This window comes from Mesorhizobium sp. LNJC394B00 (assembly GCF_000502555.1).
Lineage (GTDB): Bacteria > Pseudomonadota > Alphaproteobacteria > Rhizobiales > Rhizobiaceae > Mesorhizobium.
Map to the genome: position 1 here is coordinate 607,422 of NZ_AYWH01000001.1, position 16,034 is coordinate 623,455.

The 16,034-nt window shown below is 62.9% G+C and carries 19 protein-coding genes, 2 tRNA genes and 3 pseudogenes; 13 read left to right on the top strand and 11 right to left on the bottom strand.

From position 1 onward, the window contains the following. Positions 1–74: 74 nt before the first annotated feature. The 3 genes from speB (at position 75) to X751_RS160530 (ending at position 2,186) form a co-directional block, all read left to right on the top strand. Positions 75–878 (top strand): agmatinase, encoded by an 804-nt coding sequence (gene speB / locus X751_RS160540; protein WP_023743828.1) that lies wholly within the window; start codon positions 75–77, stop codon positions 876–878. A gap of 63 nt (positions 879–941) precedes the next feature. Further along, positions 942–1,715 carry a 4-hydroxy-tetrahydrodipicolinate reductase gene (gene dapB / locus X751_RS160535; RefSeq protein ID WP_023743829.1) on the top strand — a complete coding sequence of 258 codons (774 nt, stop codon included), beginning with the start codon at positions 942–944 and terminating at the stop codon, positions 1,713–1,715. Positions 1,716–1,952: 237 nt separating this feature from the next. Next, entirely contained in the window at positions 1,953–2,186 is a 234-nt protein-coding gene (locus X751_RS160530; RefSeq protein WP_023701885.1) for a DUF680 domain-containing protein, read from the top strand. Between the two features lie 192 nt (positions 2,187–2,378). Here the strand turns inward: X751_RS160530 and X751_RS160525 are convergent, their stop codons facing one another. From X751_RS160525 to purM, 3 genes are read right to left on the bottom strand one after another with little or no spacing between them, the layout of a single operon-like run. Then, entirely contained in the window at positions 2,379–2,885 is a 507-nt protein-coding gene (locus X751_RS160525; protein ID WP_245265728.1) for a histidine phosphatase family protein, read from the bottom strand. A 25-nt stretch (positions 2,886–2,910) separates the two neighbouring features. Further along, a complete protein-coding gene (gene purN / locus X751_RS160520; protein WP_023689060.1) occupies positions 2,911–3,618 on the bottom strand; it encodes a phosphoribosylglycinamide formyltransferase in 708 nt (235 codons plus the stop codon). After that, a complete protein-coding gene (gene purM, locus X751_RS160515; RefSeq protein ID WP_023743830.1) occupies positions 3,615–4,694 on the bottom strand; it encodes a phosphoribosylformylglycinamidine cyclo-ligase in 1,080 nt (359 codons plus the stop codon). Before purM ends, purN begins: the two co-directional genes overlap by 4 nt. Before the next feature lie 187 nt (positions 4,695–4,881). On the opposite strand from purM, the pseudogene X751_RS01000000163450 reads away from it, so the two are divergent. The 5 genes and pseudogenes from X751_RS01000000163450 to X751_RS160495 all read left to right on the top strand — a co-directional run bounded on the left by X751_RS01000000163450 (position 4,882) and on the right by X751_RS160495 (position 8,256). Continuing rightward, positions 4,882–5,426 (top strand): annotated as a pseudogene (locus X751_RS01000000163450) (CDP-alcohol phosphatidyltransferase family protein). Further along, a complete protein-coding gene (locus X751_RS160510) occupies positions 5,398–6,591 on the top strand; it encodes an AI-2E family transporter (protein ID WP_023711891.1) in 1,194 nt (397 codons plus the stop codon). The pseudogene X751_RS01000000163450 and the gene X751_RS160510 overlap by 29 nt, the downstream one beginning before the upstream one ends. Positions 6,592–6,593: 2 nt before the next feature. Further along, a complete protein-coding gene (gene hdaA, locus X751_RS160505; RefSeq protein WP_023743831.1) occupies positions 6,594–7,298 on the top strand; it encodes a DnaA regulatory inactivator HdaA in 705 nt (234 codons plus the stop codon). Positions 7,299–7,618: 320 nt separating this feature from the next. Beyond that, the gene (locus tag X751_RS160500) at positions 7,619–7,876 is read left to right on the top strand and encodes a type II toxin-antitoxin system prevent-host-death family antitoxin (RefSeq protein WP_023743832.1); all 258 of its coding nucleotides are present in this window, start codon (positions 7,619–7,621) and stop codon (positions 7,874–7,876) included. Continuing rightward, entirely contained in the window at positions 7,873–8,256 is a 384-nt protein-coding gene (locus X751_RS160495) for a type II toxin-antitoxin system VapC family toxin (RefSeq protein ID WP_023743833.1), read from the top strand. The genes X751_RS160500 and X751_RS160495 overlap by 4 nt, the downstream gene beginning before the upstream one ends. A gap of 8 nt (positions 8,257–8,264) precedes the next feature. Here the strand turns inward: X751_RS160495 and X751_RS160490 are convergent, their stop codons facing one another. The 4 genes from X751_RS160490 to X751_RS160475 all read right to left on the bottom strand — a co-directional run bounded on the left by X751_RS160490 (position 8,265) and on the right by X751_RS160475 (position 10,706). After that, complete coding sequence (locus tag X751_RS160490; RefSeq protein WP_023701878.1) at positions 8,265–8,525, bottom strand: hypothetical protein; 261 nt, start codon at positions 8,523–8,525, stop codon at positions 8,265–8,267. Between the two features lie 379 nt (positions 8,526–8,904). After that, complete coding sequence (locus X751_RS160485) at positions 8,905–9,216, bottom strand: hypothetical protein (RefSeq protein WP_023743834.1); 312 nt, start codon at positions 9,214–9,216, stop codon at positions 8,905–8,907. A 177-nt stretch (positions 9,217–9,393) separates the two neighbouring features. Beyond that, positions 9,394–9,470, bottom strand: a tRNA-Pro gene (locus X751_RS160480). Between the two features lie 51 nt (positions 9,471–9,521). Continuing rightward, complete coding sequence (locus X751_RS160475; protein ID WP_050592341.1) at positions 9,522–10,706, bottom strand: NAD(P)/FAD-dependent oxidoreductase; 1,185 nt, start codon at positions 10,704–10,706, stop codon at positions 9,522–9,524. A gap of 173 nt (positions 10,707–10,879) precedes the next feature. Between X751_RS160475 and X751_RS160470 the strand changes: the two genes are divergently transcribed. The 3 genes and pseudogenes from X751_RS160470 (at position 10,880) to X751_RS1000000167760 (ending at position 11,694) form a co-directional block, all read left to right on the top strand. Continuing rightward, positions 10,880–11,185, top strand: a complete 306-nt coding sequence (locus X751_RS160470) for an ETC complex I subunit (protein WP_023670294.1) — start codon at positions 10,880–10,882, stop codon at positions 11,183–11,185. Between the two features lie 60 nt (positions 11,186–11,245). After that, positions 11,246–11,322 (top strand) — tRNA-Arg (locus X751_RS160465). 50 nt (positions 11,323–11,372) lie between these two features. Then, positions 11,373–11,694: pseudogene (locus tag X751_RS1000000167760) on the top strand (HigA family addiction module antitoxin). A gap of 154 nt (positions 11,695–11,848) precedes the next feature. Here X751_RS1000000167760 and X751_RS1000000167420 read toward each other — a convergent pair. After that, positions 11,849–12,229 carry a hypothetical protein gene (locus X751_RS1000000167420; protein ID WP_023743836.1) on the bottom strand — a complete coding sequence of 127 codons (381 nt, stop codon included), beginning with the start codon at positions 12,227–12,229 and terminating at the stop codon, positions 11,849–11,851. A 166-nt stretch (positions 12,230–12,395) separates the two neighbouring features. Here X751_RS1000000167420 and X751_RS160455 point away from each other — a divergent pair, with 166 nt between their 5' ends. After that, the gene (locus X751_RS160455) at positions 12,396–12,731 is read left to right on the top strand and encodes a hypothetical protein (protein WP_031246877.1); all 336 of its coding nucleotides are present in this window, start codon (positions 12,396–12,398) and stop codon (positions 12,729–12,731) included. After that, positions 12,731–13,622 (top strand): annotated as a pseudogene (locus X751_RS1000000165195) (alpha/beta hydrolase). The gene X751_RS160455 and the pseudogene X751_RS1000000165195 overlap by 1 nt, the downstream one beginning before the upstream one ends. A 45-nt stretch (positions 13,623–13,667) precedes the next feature. Here the strand turns inward: X751_RS1000000165195 and X751_RS160445 are convergent. The 3 genes from X751_RS160445 to X751_RS160435 all read right to left on the bottom strand — a co-directional run bounded on the left by X751_RS160445 (position 13,668) and on the right by X751_RS160435 (position 16,029). Continuing rightward, a complete protein-coding gene (locus X751_RS160445) occupies positions 13,668–14,300 on the bottom strand; it encodes a LysE family translocator (protein WP_023705218.1) in 633 nt (210 codons plus the stop codon). Positions 14,301–14,389: 89 nt separating this feature from the next. Beyond that, positions 14,390–15,196 (bottom strand): ABC transporter permease, encoded by an 807-nt coding sequence (locus X751_RS160440; protein ID WP_023743839.1) that lies wholly within the window; start codon positions 15,194–15,196, stop codon positions 14,390–14,392. Then, positions 15,196–16,029 carry an ABC transporter permease gene (locus X751_RS160435; RefSeq protein ID WP_023743840.1) on the bottom strand — a complete coding sequence of 278 codons (834 nt, stop codon included), beginning with the start codon at positions 16,027–16,029 and terminating at the stop codon, positions 15,196–15,198. Before X751_RS160435 ends, X751_RS160440 begins: the two co-directional genes overlap by 1 nt. Between the last annotated feature and the right edge of the window lie 5 nt (positions 16,030–16,034).

Sequence of the window (16,034 nt, forward strand, 5' to 3'; positions counted from 1 at the left end):
GCCCAAGCGGCACTGCTATCGCCAGCCAGATGCCGGGTTTAGGGAGATTGCCTGTTGCCGGAGATCGCACGCCGATGACCAGGGTTTCGCTTCTGGGAATACCACATGACGAGAACTCGTCCTATCTCAAGGGCGCGGCTGCAGCGCCGGCCCTGATCCGGCGCGAACTCAAAAGCGACGCGCACAGCTCGTGGAGCGAAACCGGCTTCGATGTGGCGGACAGTTTCGTCGACCACAGCGACATCGACTTTTCAGGCGCCGGCGATCCGTGGGAGCGAATCGAGGCCGAGGTCGGCCGCGCGCTGGATGCCGGCCACCCGTTGATCAGCCTCGGCGGCGATCATGCCATCGCCTGGCCGGTGCTGCGTGCCGTGCGCCGCCGCCATGCCAGGCTAACGATCGTCCAGATCGACGCCCATCCCGACATCTACGATGCCTATCAGGGCAACAGGCGGTCCCACACCTCGTCCTTCGCGCGCATCCTGGAGGAGGGGCTGGCTGACCGGCTGATCCAGATCGGCTTGCGCACCCTCAATTATGAACTTCGTGACCAGCTCAAGCGCTTCGGCGTCGAGGTGATCGAGGCGCGGCATTTCAGCGAGGACCTGCAGCTCGATCTCAAGACGCCGGTCTATCTCTCGGTCGATCTCGACGGCCTCGACCCGGCTTGTGCGCCCGGCGTGTCGCACCGCGAACCCGGTGGTCTTACAACCCGGCAAGTGATCAACCTGATCCAGCGGATCGACCAGCCCATCGTCGGCGCCGATGTCGTCGAATACAATGCAAGCCAGGACGTCTCCAATCTCACCGCGCTGGTTGCCGCCAAGCTGGTCAAGGAGATCGCCGGCATGATGCTCAAGACGCATGGCGCCGGCTGAATCAATCTGGCAGGGCGGCATGGTAGATCATTGTTGCGACTCGCATTTCCAGTGAAAGCCGCCATGCCGCATCCATTGAAAATAGCCATAGCCGGTGCGCTCGGCCGCATGGGCAGGGAGATGGCGCTGGCCGTCGAGACCGATCCCAGGCTGGCGCTCGTCGCCCGCTTTCACAGGCCGGGCAGCGCCGGCGAGGGGCTGGTCGAGCGCGACGAAGCACTGGCGCTTGCGGATGTCGTCATCGATTTCACCACGCCTGCGGCCTCCATCGAATTGGCGAAGACTTGCGCGGCCCGCGGCGGCCCTGCGCTGGTCATCGGCTCGACCGGCTTCGAGCCGGCCGATCTCGCCGCCATCGCTGCTGCTTCGAAGTCCGTCGCCATCGTTCGCTCAGGCAGCTACTCGCTGGGGCTCAACATGCTGGCTGGGCTGGTCGAACAGGCGGCGCGAGCACTTGGTCCCGCCGCCGACATCGAGATCCTGGAAGCGCATCACAGCATGAAGGTCGACGCACCGTCGGGCACGGCGCTGATGCTGGGCGAGGCGGCCGCTCGCGGACATGGCGTCAGGCTGGACGATGTGGCGAAACGCATCCGCGACGGCGTTACAGGTCCACGCCCTGCCGGCGAGATCGGCTTTGCCGTGCTGCGCGGCGGCAGCATTGTCGGCGAGCACAGCGTGAGCTTCCTCGGTGAGGGCGAAACGCTTACGCTCTCGCATTCAGCCGGCGACCGCTCGATGTTCGCGCGCGGCGCCATTGCGGCAGCGCGCTGGGTCGCCGTCCGGCCTCCCCGCGAATACGACATGCGCGACGTACTGGGCTTCACGACCTTTTGAGATACAAGGGTAACGCAACGAGGGGCGTTGCGAGGTCGGAGCCGCCTAGAGAATAGAATATAGCAACAACTACGCCATTCGGCGCCTTCCAAGACCGAACCGAACGGTTCGGTTCGCACATTTTTGTGATTGGCAATGGCAGCAACGCACACCCATTTCGGGGTGGTCCGAGCGACGCGAATTCCTCCCAAGGCACGCCACTTGACGGACAGAACTGAAAAATCTGGATTACCTGAAATGACCAAGATCGCACTTACCGCTGCTGCCATCCTCCTTGCCACCGGCACCGCTTTCGCAGGCAGCGACCACTACGGCTCCGACGGCGTCAACCAGCCTGCTGTGACAGCGCCCGCCGGCAACATCGATCACAGTTATACCGCCTCAATCCGCAAGCCGGCCAGCCTCGGCGATTTCACGATCAAGGGCGACTCGAACCAGCCGCAATCCGGCCAGGGCATCTGGGGTCGTTGATTTTCTGAGAAATCGACGACCACAAAGAGCGGGGGGCTTGGCCCACCGCTCTTAGTTTTATGCAAATTGACTCTGGGCCGCAAAGATCTTGAATCAATCCGCCAGCAGTTGGTCTTATGTCCTTGATTGCGTGGTCTTTTCAAAACACGGTTTGCGGCTGTCACCTGCGGCTAGCCCGTTAGGCAGCTTGGTCTAGCTTATATCCTTCGGCTTGATGCAATGCGTCAACCGGGCCGCGCCGAAGCCGAGATCCGCCCAATCGCCGTCGATGACAAAGCGGGCAAGGGCGCCGGTCGGGAGTTTCTCTTCAAGTTTCCTTAGAGCAGCCACACCCGATCGCGGACCGGCGAGCCGGCGGGCAAAGTCCTCCAGGCCGGGATTATGGCCGAGCACCAGGAGACAGCTAGCCGATGCGACTGCCTGCTGCACCTCGGCCAGAATGTCGCCAGCCGTGGCTTCGAAAAGCGCCTCGGCGAACTCCACCGTTACGCTCGCCGAAAGTTCCGCCGAGACCAGCCGCCATGTCTCGCGCGTGCGCAGCGCCGGCGACACCAGCGCCAGGTCAGGCAGCCAACTGCGCCGGGCCAGTTCGCGCCCCATCAGCGGCGCCGTCTTCAGCCCGCGCGGCCCGAGCGGCCGGTCGAAATCAGCAAGCGCCGGGTCGTCCCAGCTCGACTTGGCGTGGCGCAGCAGGAGCAATTGTCTCGGTGTCGCCAATGTCGGCCTACGGCGTGATCCGCGCCAGATGTTCGAGATCGCGTTCTTCGCGCAGCGGGTCGGGCGCCATCACCACGGAAGTTCCGTTTTCGGCATCGTCGGCGAAATGTGCCAGCACAGTGCGACCGCCTTCCATGTGCGCCTTGCCGTCAGCGACCAGCCCGAGCGCCAGCGCATAAAGCCGGTGCTCGGCCTTCAGCACTCTGGCGGCCAGTGTGTCTTCATTGTCGCCGACCATCACCGGCACCGCTGCCTGCGCGATGATCGGGCCGTCATCCATCTCTGATGTGACGAAATGCACCGTGCAGCCATGAATGCGAATGCCGGCGCGCAGGGCGCGCGCATGCGTATCGAGCCCTTTGAAGGCCGGCAGCAGGGCAGGGTGGATGTTGAGCATGCGCCCTTGCCACTTCTCGACCAGGCCGCGGGAGAGAATGCGCAGATAGCCGGCCAGCGCCACGATCTCGGCATTGAACGCAATCAGCGCGGCGTCGATCGCCGCATCATGGGCTTCCTTGCTGGCATGGTCGGCGCGCACGATGACCTTGGTCGGGATACCGCGCGCGGCCGCGATGCCGAGGCCGGCGGCGTTGGCCCGGTCGGAAATGACGCCAACGATCTCGGCGGGATAGGCCGGGTCGCTCGCCGCCGCGATCAGCGCCGTCATGTTCGAGCCGCGTCCCGAGATCAGAACAACCGTGCGTTTCCTGCTCATAGGCCGATCGAGCCCCGATAGATGACGCCGGCGTCGCGGCGCGGAACGATGCGGCCGATCGGCGTCACAGTCTCGCCGGCCTCCTGCAGCACGGCTGCGACCTGTGCCGCCTGGCCGGAGGCGACGACGAGGATCATGCCGATGCCGCAGTTGAAGGTGCGCATCATCTCCTCCGGCGCCACGCCGCCAGTCTTCGCCAGCCAGGAAAACACCGGCGGCACATCGATGGCATTGAGATCGAGTTCTGCGGAAAAGTCCTTCGGCAGGACGCGCGGAATGTTTTCGGGAAAGCCGCCGCCGGTGATATGGGCCAGCGCCTTGATGCCATGCGTGTTGCGGATCGCCTTCAAGATCGACTTCACATAGATGCGGGTCGGCTCGAGCAGCGCTTCGGCCAGCGTCGCCTCATCGTTGAACGGCGCCGGATCGCTCCAGGCAAGCCCGCTGACGCCAACGATGCGGCGCACCAGCGAAAAGCCATTCGAATGCAGGCCCGAGGAAGCCAGCCCAAGCAGCACGTCGCCTTCGACAATATCGTCGGTCGGCAGCAACTGGCCGCGTTCGGCCGCACCGACGGCGAAGCCGGCAAGGTCGTAATCCTTGTCGTTATACATGCCGGGCATTTCAGCGGTCTCGCCGCCGATCAGCGCGCAGCCGGCCTGTCGGCAGCCGATTGCTATGCCGCCGACGATTGCCGTCCCCTGGTCGGGGTCGAGCTTGCCGGTGGCGAAATAGTCGAGGAAGAACAGTGGCTCGGCGCCCTGCACGACGATGTCGTTGACGCACATGGCGACGAGGTCGATGCCGATCGTGTCGTGCTTGCCGGCATCGATGGCGATCTTCAGCTTGGTGCCGACGCCGTCATTGGCGGCAACCAGCACCGGATCCGTGAAACCCGCCGCCTTGAGGTCGAACAGGCCGCCAAAACCGCCGATCTCGCCATCGGCGCCCGGCCGGCGCGTCGCGCGCACCAGCGGCTTGATCTTCTCGACCATGAGGTTGCCGGCATCGATGTCGACGCCCGCCTCGGCATAGGTGAGCCCGTTCTTGCGCTTGGCCCGGTCGCCCTTGCTCATCGTCGGCGCATCCCTGTTTCCCTCGGCGGCTCTTCGCATGAATGGTTTCGGGGGGCAAGGATGACGACAGGATACCGGGCTTTTGCCCAAGATAAATACGTGGACAGTCGCCCCTTCACCGCTGGTCCTTGCAGCCACAATCCATCTCCATCATCTATCTGCAGAACAAGCATGGCGGGACATGCCTTTGACCATTCCCAACCTCGTCACCATCCTGCGCTTCGTGCTGGTGCTGGCGATGCTGAACATGCGCTGGGACTGGGCCTTTGCCGGATTTCTCGTTGCCGGAATTTCCGATGGCGTCGACGGCTTCATCGCCCGCCGCTTCAACCAGCATTCGAAACTCGGCGCCTATCTCGATCCGATGGCCGACAAGGTGCTTCTGGTCTCGGTGTTCGTGGTCATGGGCTTCATCGGGCAATTGCCGCTGTGGCTGGTGGTGACCATGGTGTCACGCGATGCGCTGATCATCTGCGCCGTGCTTTTGTCCACGGTCATGGCGCATCCGGTCGAGATGAAGCCGCTCTATGTGTCGAAGGCCAACACCGCCGCCCAGATCGTGCTGGCGCCGTGGTGCTGGGCGAACTTGCCCTTGGCCTCCACCTCGACCCGCTCAGGCCTGCGCTCATATTGCTGTCCGGGGTCTTGACCGTGGCTTCGGCCGCGGCCTATCTCGTGGCTTGGCTGAGGCATATGAGCGGCTATGGCGAAGGCTCCACCCCGGGTAGTTGACAAGAATGCCGCGACTGCCGCGTTAGCAGACGCGGCTGCGTCCCTGGCGTTTCGCCGCCAGATTTTCTTCTGGCTGGGCACGGCAATCTTCCTGGCGCTGTTCCTCTACATTTTTTCCAGCATCCTGTTGCCGTTCGTTGCCGGCATGGTGCTGGCCTATTTTCTCGACCCGGTCGCCGACCGGCTGCAACGCCTCGGCCTCTCCCGGCTGATGGCGACGGTGGTCATCCTGATTGCCTTCATCGTTCTTTTGGTGCTGGCCTTCGTCATCCTGGTTCCGGTACTGGCCACGCAGATGGCCGATTTCGCCAGCAAGCTGCCGGAATATCTGACCCGGCTGCAGTCGCTGATCACCAGCTTCGATCCGAAATGGCTGGAGCAGAAATTCGGCGTCAATGCCAATGGCCTGCGCGACGGGCTGAATTCGCTGCTCACTTCCGGTTTCGGCTTGCTGAGCACCGTCTTCACCTCGATCTGGAGTTCCGGCGTTGCTCTGGTGTCGGTGGTCAGCCTGTTCGTGGTCACTCCGGTTGTCGCTTTCTACATGCTGCTCGACTGGGATCGCATGGTGGCGGTCGTCGACAGCTGGGTGCCGCGCGATTATGTCGGGACGGTCAGGGCGATCTCCAGGGACATCAACACCGCGACCGCCGGCTTCGTGCGCGGCCAGGGCACGCTGTGCCTGGTGCTCGGCGGCATGTATGCCACCGGCCTGACGCTGACCGGGCTGAATTTCGCCATCCTCATCGGCCTCTTCGCCGGGCTGATCTCGTTCATCCCTTATGTCGGCTCGCTGACCGGACTGGTCCTGGCCGTCGGCGTCGCCTTCGTCCAGTTCTGGCCGGACTGGACCATGATCGTTGCTGTCGCGGTGGTCTTCTTCATCGGCCAGTTCATCGAGGGCAACATCCTCCAGCCGAGGCTGGTCGGAAAAAGCGTCGGCCTACACCCGGTCTGGCTGATGTTTGCGCTGTTCGCTTTCGGCGCCCTGTTCGGCTTCGTCGGCCTTTTGATCGCCGTTCCTGCTTCGGCGGCGGTTGCCGTGCTGGTGCGGTTTGCCATTGCCCGCTATCTCGAATCGCCTCTCTACAAGGGACACTCCACCGAGCCCGTCCCGCCGCTGCCCGCCGCTCGCGGCGGGGGCCACCGGTCGCCGCGCGGCTGAACGTGACGGATCATAAGACCGAACCGCCGCGCCAGCTGCCGCTCGACCTTGGCCACGGCACCGGCTACTCGCGCGACGAACTGGTGGTGTCGGCCACCAACCGCGAGGCGGCAGCCCTTGTCGATCGCTGGCCGGACTGGCCATCGCCGGTGATCGTGCTCGCCGGCCCGGCTGGTTCCGGCAAGACACATCTGGGCTCGATCTGGCAGGCGCGGGCCAACGCTGTGGCGGTCGATGCCCAGCGCATCGGCAATGCCATCACCGGGCTTGGCGGCAGGCCCGCGCTGATCGACGATGTCGACAAGACAGCCATCGAGGAGGCGGGCCTGTTCCATCTCATCAATGAAGTGCGCGGCGCCGGGGCCACCTTGCTGTTGACGGCGCGGCGCTTCCCCGCCGCCTGGAGGGTGAGGTTGCCCGATCTTGCCTCGCGGCTGAAGGCGGCGGCAACCGTCGAGATCCATGAGCCGGACGATTTGCTTCTGGCCGGTGTCATCACCAAACTCTTCGCCGACCGCCAGGTCGAGGTCGAGCCGCATGTCGTGCAATATCTGGTGCGCCGCATCGAGCGCTCGCTGGCCACCGCCATGCGCGTGGTCGAGCGCCTCGACCGCACCGCGCTCGAGCGCAAGACGCCGATCACCAGGGCGCTCGCCGCCGAAACCGTCAGCGCAATGGACGAAGGGCAGGGCGAGTTCGACGTGTAGGCAGTGGAAGGAGAAGACTCCGCTCCTGTCCCATTTCGAGAAGAAACCTCTGGCATCCATCTTGCAACACTGCGTTTGCCGGCTGACCCCGGTCCTGATCGCGTTCCTGATCGGGTTGTAGGCTCGCCGGGAGTGATGATTGGGGTTCTCGCCCGGCGAGCTTACCTTCAGATAGAATCGCCGCAAGGCCTACGATTGCGCGCCAGCTGTCATTCAGACTTCACCAAGCCGCAAGATCTCATCGTCCTGCATTGAAATGGACCATTAGATGGTCTACTTTTTGAATATGGACCAGAGCATGGTCCATAAAGGAGTGGTCAATGCAGGTATCCGTTACAGACGCCAAGGGGCAGCTCACCGAACTGGTGCGTCGTGCCGAGGCTGGGGATGAAATTATCCTGACCCGCCATGGTCATGCAGCCGTGCGCCTTGTTCCCGTGAAGGCTGCCCCTGACAGGAAAGGCCGCCGGGCATTGCTGGAGGCAATGCGAGCATCCGGCTCTGCCAAGGCGAAGGCCGGGCCGGATGCAGCGCGCAGTCAGGATTTCCTCTATGGCGCTGATGGCCTGCCCGAATGATCGTGGTCGATACCTCGGCCCTGATGGCGATCGTTCTTGCCGAACCTCAATCCAGTGCCTGCATTGCGGCGCTGGAAGCCGAAGACGATATTCTGATCTCGGCTGGCACAGTGGCCGAGGCGCTGATCGTGGCGGATAGGCGCAATGTCGGTGAGGAAATGGCCGGCCTGATCGACGGGCTCGGCTTCGAGGTCACGGCGGTGACACCAGCCTCTGGCCGGCGCATAGCCGAGGCGTATGGGAAATGGGGCAAGGGTATTCATCCGGCCGGGCTCAATTTCGGCGATTGCTTTGCCTATGAAGTGGCAAAGGATCGAGCCTGCCGCTTGCTCTATGTTGGCGACGATTTTTCGAAGACCGATATCGAGAGCGCTCTATAGAGCTACGTTTATGCCCACAACGCCGCCAGATACCGGACCAGCAGATAGACCACCGTATGCGCTGCCACGTAGCACGCGGCAACGACGACAAAGAACAGCACGCTGGCGGGCCACGAGCGGGGAGGGCCTTGCCTCTTGCTCGGCCGGTTGTTCCAGATCCACAGGGCCGCACAGATAATGGCCCAGACGACGACGAACGGAACCGTGATGCCGATGTAAGCGAAGTAGGCAGGGCCAATCAGCGAAAGCCATGCCTCGAGACCAAGCATCCAGAATCTCCCCTTGCCCGGAGTCTAATGCATGTCGCTCAAAAGTGGTCCCGGTTTTGAGGGAACGACATGCATCAAAACAAAAATCAAAGCGCGTCGCCTGGATACGTTTCAGCGCGACGCGCTTTTAGACCGGCGATAGAGGTGGAAGCGAGGGGATTATCCCTGCGTCGATTTTCAGCCAAACCCGCCGAAGGGATGCTGTTCGATGACACGGGCGCCTGATGCATGTAGCTCAAGTGGCCCCGGTTTTGAGAGAACCGCATGCATCAAACAAGACCTCAAGCGCGTCGCGTGAGTCCGTTCAAATGAGACGCGCTTTAGGTCAGATTGGTGCTCCGGTCGCCAACTCGGCCGTAGCAGGTCTAAAGCGATCGGATCAGCCGCAGACCCTGACCTCTTCGACGACCCTGTGGTGATGGCGCCAGTGCCTGACCAGTTCGATATGGCAGCGGTGATGGCGGTGGTGGCGCCTCCATTGGCCATCCTGGTTGTCGCTGTAGTCGTCGCCATAGTCGTCGCTATAGTCTTTGTGGCGCTGGTGATGGCGAAGAATCTGTATATCGCCATCGTCGGACGAATATTGATCGTCGTCATCGGACTGGATAGTCAGACTGGCGGCTTTCGCCGGTGCGATCAAAGCCGCCGTTCCGGCGAACGCGATCATCGAGGCGATGAGAAGGGTTTTCATTGTTTGCTCCTTGGGTTGAACATACACAACTCTCGGAGCGAACTGGTGTTCCAATGTAGGGTCCGATCGGCGAGCGGCTGCTGCTTGGGCAATGCGTGCCGCCATGCGCTACCGGCGAGGCAGCCATTGGCGACCTTGGGAGTGACCTTGGGCAAGGACTGGCTTTGTGGGAAAAAATGGTCGGAGTGGAGAGATTCGAACTCCCGACCCTCTGGTCCCAAACCAGATGCGCTACCAGGCTGCGCTACACTCCGAGGCCCTGCGGCGTATACGGTTCCGGACCCTGTCGCGCAACCCCTAAAACATCAAACGGGGCTTGGCGGTCTGCGCTCCCGCGCAATCCTGGCTGCGATCGCCTTGGCCTGGATGCGAGCATTGGCGAAGCAGCCGCGGATGCTTGGCCGCATGCCGGTGAACCACAGGCCCGGCAGTTTCGGGTCGCTGTCGGCGCCGTTGAACAGCGGCACGCCCTTTTGGTCGAGCACGCCGAGCTTGCCCAGCATGGCCTCGAGCCCGGTGCGGTAGCCGGTCGCGGCGATGACGATATCGGGCTGGATCGTCGCGCCATCGTCGAAAACGACCGTGTCGCCGGTAAATTCCCGCACGGTTGGCAGCACGATGATCCTGCCGTCCTTGATGGCATCGACGGCGCCGTCATCGGTGGCGATGGCGGTATAATCCGACGCCAGCCGGCTTGCGCCGCCCGAAGGCGTCGGCGGCAGGCCGTAGGCCGTGAGGTCGCCGAAGGCCCATCGCTGCGTCGCCGCCATCACCGCATCGGCGAGCTTGAACGGCAGCCGCGCCAGGATCGGCGAAAATCGGTGGACGGCGATCTGGCCGAGGCGCTTGGGTAGCAGTGCCGGACCGTTGCGCGCCGACAGCCAGATCTGTCCCGTGCCGGCTGCCGCCAAGTGATTGAGAACGTCGAAGCCGGAATTGCCGGCGCCGACGACCAGCACTTTCTTGCCCGCATAGGCCTTGGCGTCGCCGAATGCGGCCGAATGGATGATGCGTCCGGCAAAGGCCTTCATGCCTTTCCAGGCCGGAACGAAGGGCTGCCGGTCGCGCCCGGTGGCGATGACGACATGGCGCGCCAGCCGCGGCCCGGCACTGGTCCGCACAAGCCAGTGGTCGCCCTCGAAGCCTATCTCCTCGACCGCGATGCCGAACTCGACCGGCAGCCGGTGCATGGCGCGGAATTCGTTCAGATGGCCGATGATGGTGTTTCGGTGCGGAAAGGCAGGGGTGCCGGCGGGAAAGGAAACGCCCGGCAGCGCCGAAAGGTCGCGGTGCGTGTTGAGATGCAGTCGCTCGTGCCGCCCGTGCCATGGCTCGGCCAGCCGGGCTTCCTTTTCCAACACCATCACAGGCACGCCGGTCTTGAGCAGCGCATGGGCTGCGGTCAAGCCGGCTGCCCCGGCGCCGATCACGATCGCGCCGTCGAAAATCGCTTGGCTGCCGGCCTCGGCGTGCAAAATCCCTGCGTCCATGCCTCTTTGTGTCGCCATCATGACCATGACTTTTGATGCTACGCCAGTGTATCCAGCCTATGCCGCTGCCGAAGCGACCTGGTTGCAGGCCGCTTCGGCCTTGCCGTCGGCAGTGTTGCACAGTATTGACTGAAATAAGGCGGCGCTACCGCCAACGCAGCTACGAGGTGCCTATGTCCGCGCGTATTTTCAGCCCAGCCAAAACCGCGATGCAGTCCGGAAAGGCCAAGACCGGCCATTGGGTGCTGGAATTCGATCCCGCGCAACGCAAGAAGATCGACCCGCTGATGGGCTACACCACATCGGGCGACATGCTGAGCCAGATCAGGCTGACCTTCGACACCAGGGAAGAAGCGGTGGCCTATGCCGAAAAGCAGGGGCTGGCCTTCCGTGTCGAGGAGCCGAAAGAGACCAAGCGCCGGCAGATTTCCTATGCGGAAAATTTCCGCTATGACCGCAGGATACCCTGGACGCATTGACCGGCGGTCAGCGCCTGGCACATAGACATCAGCCGGCCAAGATATCAAATGCCGGCCAGCGGTCCCGTAGCTCAGCTGGATAGAGCACCGGCCTTCTAAGCCGATGGTCACAGGTTCGAATCCTGTCGGGATCGCCAATTTTGCCGGGTCCATTCCGGACACATAGGTTACGGTTTGTACCTGGCATATGGGTAGCACTCTGAAGGTGTACGAACGAAACAGAACGACCGAGCGCTGCCCTTCCCATCCTGGCGCGTTGCTCGACGACATCGTTCCCGCCACCGGCAAGACCAAGGTGGAAATCGCCAATCTGCTCGGAATCTCGCGCCCAGCAGCTCTACGATATCATCCGTGAGAAGAAGCCGGTATCGCCTGCCGTGGCCGCCCGCCTTGGCAAGATGTTCGGCGATCGTGCCGCGATCTGGCTCAGGATGCAGGCCGCGTATGATGCCTGGCATGCGGAGCGCGAAGTTGACGTTAGCGCCATCCCGACCCTGCATGCTGCCTGAAGGTAGGGCGCGTTCGCTGACGGCAGCGGTCCCGTAGCTCCGCCGGATAGAGCACCGGCCTTCTAAGCCGATGGTCACAGGTTCGAATCCTCCCAACAATTTCAATACCTTAGGTGAGGCGTCGCGGCGCCTGAAGGTCGTACTTGTTAGCCATCTACCGGTAAAGTTTCGGGTATTTGGCCCTCTCGCTTTGGCAACTTGCCGATCTCTGGGCCGCCATTGCGAAAGCCCTCTCATAGGTATGGATGGCCATGTTGAACTTTCGGGGGTCTGGGGTCAGGTGTTTGTCCCGCCCATCATACAAAAGGACCGGGACGGCGAAAATTGCTTTTCCGTCTTCCGTTGGCCTCAACGCCGGACATCTTTGCCTTACGCCAACGAGGTCACCGGCCATTCTGGCGGCCAAATTTAACCTTGCATCGGACATCCGAGCCAGGAAGTTGATGTTTTGCTGTTCCCCTTGTCCGGCCGAGGCAGCCGACAATGCGAAGAAAATTCCTGCGGTGAATACAGCGAAAGCTAGACGTAGTTTCATTGTGCCCTCCCAAGTTGAGCACAAGAGAGCACGTTTGGACTTGACAGGATAGCCGCGTGTCCAGTGCAAGTTACTGTACGGAGCCTTTGCCATACGTCGACTATCAGCCAGTTGTGCGGCCAGTCAGGATAGTCGGAACGCGGCGCGCCTTCGGGTGTTATAGGAGATGGCACCGAAGACGCCCACCATTGCGCGCATCTGGCGCGGCAGGACCTTGCCCGACAAGGCCGATGCCTATGAGCGCTACAATTACGAGGCCGGCATCAAGCCGCTGATCGAGAAAGCGCTTGGCGTGCAGACTTTTCGCGAGGACACGCCGACGCATTCGGAATTCGTCACCATGTCCTATTGGGAGAGCGTCGAGGCGATGGCCGCCTTTACCGGCGGCGATCCGCAAAGCATCCACCATCTCGACCGCGACAAGGAGTTCCTGATCGAATTGCCGAAGGGTGTCCAGGTGTTGCGCATCCTTTCCAGCCACGGAATGGTTGGCGGCAGCTGATGTTTGCGGGCTTTGACGCCAGGACCGTTCAAATGGAGGAGACATCGATCTTCGTCAGGGCCGGTGGCTCAGGGCCGCCGTTGCTGCTCCTGCATGGCTTTCCCGAAACGCATGTGATGTGGCGCGACATAGCGCTGGCCCTGGCCTCGCACTTCAGCGTGGTTGCCGCCGATCTCAGGGGCTACGGCCAAAGCGGCTGTCCAGTGTCCACTGCCGATCATGCCTCCTATTCCAAACGGGCGATGGCGCGCGACATGGTGCAGGTTATGGACGTTCTCGGTTTCGACCGTTTCATGGTTGCCGGCCACGACCGTGGCGGTCGCGTCGCCTACCGGCTGGCGCTCGACCATCCCGAAACCGTGTCGAAAGTCGCCGTTCTCGACGTCATCCCCACGGCCTCCGCCTGGGATCGTGCTGATGCCAGGCTGGCGCTGGCCTTCTGGCCGTGGAGCCTGCTTGCCCAGCCCGATCCGCTGCCGGAACGCCTTCTGGCTGCTGCACCGGATGTAGTCATCGACAATGCGATCGCCGGCTGGGGCTCGGCTCCAGATGCTTTTCCCGCTGAGGTCAGGGCCGCCTATATCGAGGCGCTGCGTGATCCCGCCCATGCCCACGCCATCTGCGAGGAATATCGCGCCGCCGCAGGCATCGACCGCGAGCATGACGCGCAGGACCAGGCTGACGGCCGTCGCATCAGATGCCCGCTGCTTGCGCTCTGGAGCGGCGAGGGCGGGTTGGAAAACTGGTATGCGGAGGAAGGTGGCCCATTGGCGATCTGGCGGCAATGGGCTGATAACATCGAAGGCGACTCGGTCAAGGGTGGGCCATTTCTTCCCGGAAGAGCACCCCGAAGACACGGCTGCAAGGCTGTCGAGATTCTTCGCAAGCTGACGGCGGACCGATTGCTAAATCCGGCCCTGTGTAGTCCTGTGTCGACTATCTCAGATGCCCGAGGGATTGCAGGATCAAAGTGCTCGAAAGACCAAGCAGGGCGATACCGTACAACCGGTCGATCCACACGGCGTTTGGCCCAGCCAGAAGCCTTGCAGCCCGCGCGCCAAGGGCTGCGTAAAACGTCAGCACAAACACATCGGCAAGCGCGGCGATAATGGCCAGGATGCCATACTGGATCGCGATCGGCTCATCCACGCGGACAAAATGCGGCAGGATCGCGGGGAAAAGCAGCCAGGCCGCCGGATTTGTGACCGCCACCAGGAAGCAGCGCCCAATGAGTGCCTTGGCTGAATGGCGTGTTTCGGGAAGGTTAGGGTTGAACGAAGGTCGGGATGCGGTGCGCAGGGTACCGATGGCGACGAAAAGCAGATAGCCCGCGCCGAACATCCTGAGAGCCGAGAGATAGAATTCCGAAGCCAGCAGAAGAGCGCCGAAGCCCAGCGCGACGATGCTGATAAGAACGAAATCAGACAGTACGACGCCGGCCATGCCGAGAAACGCGCGCCGAAAACCGTAGCGGGAGCCGTTGGTGATGGCGAGCACGACGTCCGGTCCCGGAACCGCCATTCCGAGCACCGACACGAAGGCAAATGTCACCAGCGGCAGGTTTCCCATGACGCCGCGTAATGTACCCGGCGCTCACCGTCCGTAACGCCCTTCACACAGCGGCTTGGCTATCGCCGATTGTTGTTGGCCACCTTGGCTCAGTGCCCGCCGCGCATCTTCACCACCACAGTCCTCACCGCCAGCACCAGCACGGTGATGATGATCAGGATCACCGAGAGCGCGGCGATCGCCGGGTCGATGTTGTCGCGCAGGCCCATCCACATCAGCCGCGGCAGCGTGATGGCGTTGACCGAGGTGATGAACAGGGTGACGCCGATCTCTTCCCAGGACAGCACGAAGGACAGCAGCGCGGCGGTGACGATGCCGAACCTGATGTTGGGCATGATGATGCGCGTGGCGCGTTCCCACACGCCGGCGCCAAGGCCGCGCGCGGCAAGGTCGATGCGGCGGTCGAGCTGGCTGAGCGCGACCAGGATCAGCACCGTGGCGAAAGGCACCGTCATCACCGAATGCGCCATGGCGACGCCGAGCCAGGTGTCGTAGCCGAAGAACGAGCTCATGCCCGAGATCGACGTCAGCAGGAAGTAGAGCGTGATCGCCGAGACCACCGGCGGCACCACCATCGGCAACAGCACGAAGCCGACAAGGGCGGCGGTAAATCGCGGCTGGAACATCCAGGCGCCAAGGCTGAAGCACAGCGCCAGCACGGTGGAGATGACGCTGCTGACGATGCCGATGCGGATCGACAGCAGGATGGCGTCGAACCAGCGCGGATCCTCGATCAGCGCGCGGTAGTGGCGCAGCGACAGTTCGCCCGTCGGCATAGCCAGCATGCGGCTTGGCGTCAGCGACACCGGGATGACCGCCAGCAGCGGCAGCAGCAGGAACAGTGCCACCAGCACGGCGAGGATCAGCGAGACGGGACCGGGGCGATAGGTCGGCATCAGATCAGTTGCTTCGGTCTGACATAGCGGAACAGCAGCGCCATGAGCGCGCCGACGAACAGCACCAGCACGACGCTGATCGCCGCACCCAGTCCCCAGTCGGGACTCTGGAAGATGCGGAGATAGATCAGCTCGGCGATCATCACGCTGCGGCCGCCGCCGAGGATCGCCGGCGTGACGAAGAAGCCGAGCGAGAAGACGAACACGATCATCGCCGAACCGATGATGCCGGAGCGCGTCATCGGCACGAACACGGTCCAGAAGGTGCGCATGCGGCTGGAGCCGAGCCCGCGCGCCGCGAGCAGCACGCGCTCGTCGAGGCTGCGCATGGCGGAGGCCAGCGGGAACACCGCGAAGGGAATGAGGAAATGCGTCATGCCGACGATGACGCCGAACTCGTTGCGCACCAGCGCCAGCGGCTCGGAGATGAAGCCGATCGATTGCAGCCAGGTGTTGATCAGGCCGCGGTTGGACAAAAGCGCCACCCAGCCGAAGGCGCGGGTAAGCACCGAGATCCAGAAGGGGACGAGAATGCAGAATTCAGCGATTATGCGCTGTGCCGGGCTGCCGCGCACCCACACCATGGTGATGGCGTATGCCGCCGCCACGGAAATCACGGTGACGATCAGCGCGATGCGCAGCGTGCGGATGAACACAGACTGCACCAGGGCATCGGTGGCGAGCGCGCCATACTGGCCGAGCCCCGGTGTCGGCAAGGTGACGCTCCACTTGACGACGCCGAGGAACGGCCAGGCGTAGGCCAGCACAAGGAACAGGAGCAGCGGCGCCATCAGCACCGCCGCGCCCATCCTGTCGGAGAGGGTGCCTCTCATCGAAG

Excerpts from the sequence above, each read along its gene's own strand:
- X751_RS160475 (WP_050592341.1), bottom strand. The coding sequence starts at position 10,706 with ATGGACGCAGGGATTTTGCACGCCGAGGCCGGCAGCCAAGCGATTTTC.
- speB (WP_023743828.1), top strand. The coding sequence starts at position 75 with ATGACCAGGGTTTCGCTTCTGGGAATACCACATGACGAGAACTCGTCC.
- X751_RS160495 (WP_023743833.1), top strand. The coding sequence starts at position 7,873 with ATGATCGTGGTCGATACCTCGGCCCTGATGGCGATCGTTCTTGCCGAA.
- X751_RS160440 (WP_023743839.1), bottom strand. The coding sequence starts at position 15,196 with ATGCCGACCTATCGCCCCGGTCCCGTCTCGCTGATCCTCGCCGTGCTG.
- X751_RS1000000167420 (WP_023743836.1), bottom strand. The coding sequence starts at position 12,229 with ATGAAACTACGTCTAGCTTTCGCTGTATTCACCGCAGGAATTTTCTTC.
- X751_RS160455 (WP_031246877.1), top strand. The coding sequence starts at position 12,396 with ATGGCACCGAAGACGCCCACCATTGCGCGCATCTGGCGCGGCAGGACC.
- dapB (WP_023743829.1), top strand. The coding sequence starts at position 942 with ATGCCGCATCCATTGAAAATAGCCATAGCCGGTGCGCTCGGCCGCATG.
- X751_RS160500 (WP_023743832.1), top strand. The coding sequence starts at position 7,619 with ATGCAGGTATCCGTTACAGACGCCAAGGGGCAGCTCACCGAACTGGTG.
- X751_RS160435 (WP_023743840.1), bottom strand. The coding sequence starts at position 16,029 with ATGAGAGGCACCCTCTCCGACAGGATGGGCGCGGCGGTGCTGATGGCG.
- X751_RS160445 (WP_023705218.1), bottom strand. The coding sequence starts at position 14,300 with ATGGGAAACCTGCCGCTGGTGACATTTGCCTTCGTGTCGGTGCTCGGA.
- X751_RS160470 (WP_023670294.1), top strand. The coding sequence starts at position 10,880 with ATGTCCGCGCGTATTTTCAGCCCAGCCAAAACCGCGATGCAGTCCGGA.
- X751_RS160485 (WP_023743834.1), bottom strand. The coding sequence starts at position 9,216 with ATGAAAACCCTTCTCATCGCCTCGATGATCGCGTTCGCCGGAACGGCG.
- purN (WP_023689060.1), bottom strand. The coding sequence starts at position 3,618 with ATGAGCAGGAAACGCACGGTTGTTCTGATCTCGGGACGCGGCTCGAAC.
- purM (WP_023743830.1), bottom strand. The coding sequence starts at position 4,694 with ATGAGCAAGGGCGACCGGGCCAAGCGCAAGAACGGGCTCACCTATGCC.
- X751_RS160510 (WP_023711891.1), top strand. The coding sequence starts at position 5,398 with ATGGCGAAGGCTCCACCCCGGGTAGTTGACAAGAATGCCGCGACTGCC.
- X751_RS160490 (WP_023701878.1), bottom strand. The coding sequence starts at position 8,525 with ATGCTTGGTCTCGAGGCATGGCTTTCGCTGATTGGCCCTGCCTACTTC.
- X751_RS160530 (WP_023701885.1), top strand. The coding sequence starts at position 1,953 with ATGACCAAGATCGCACTTACCGCTGCTGCCATCCTCCTTGCCACCGGC.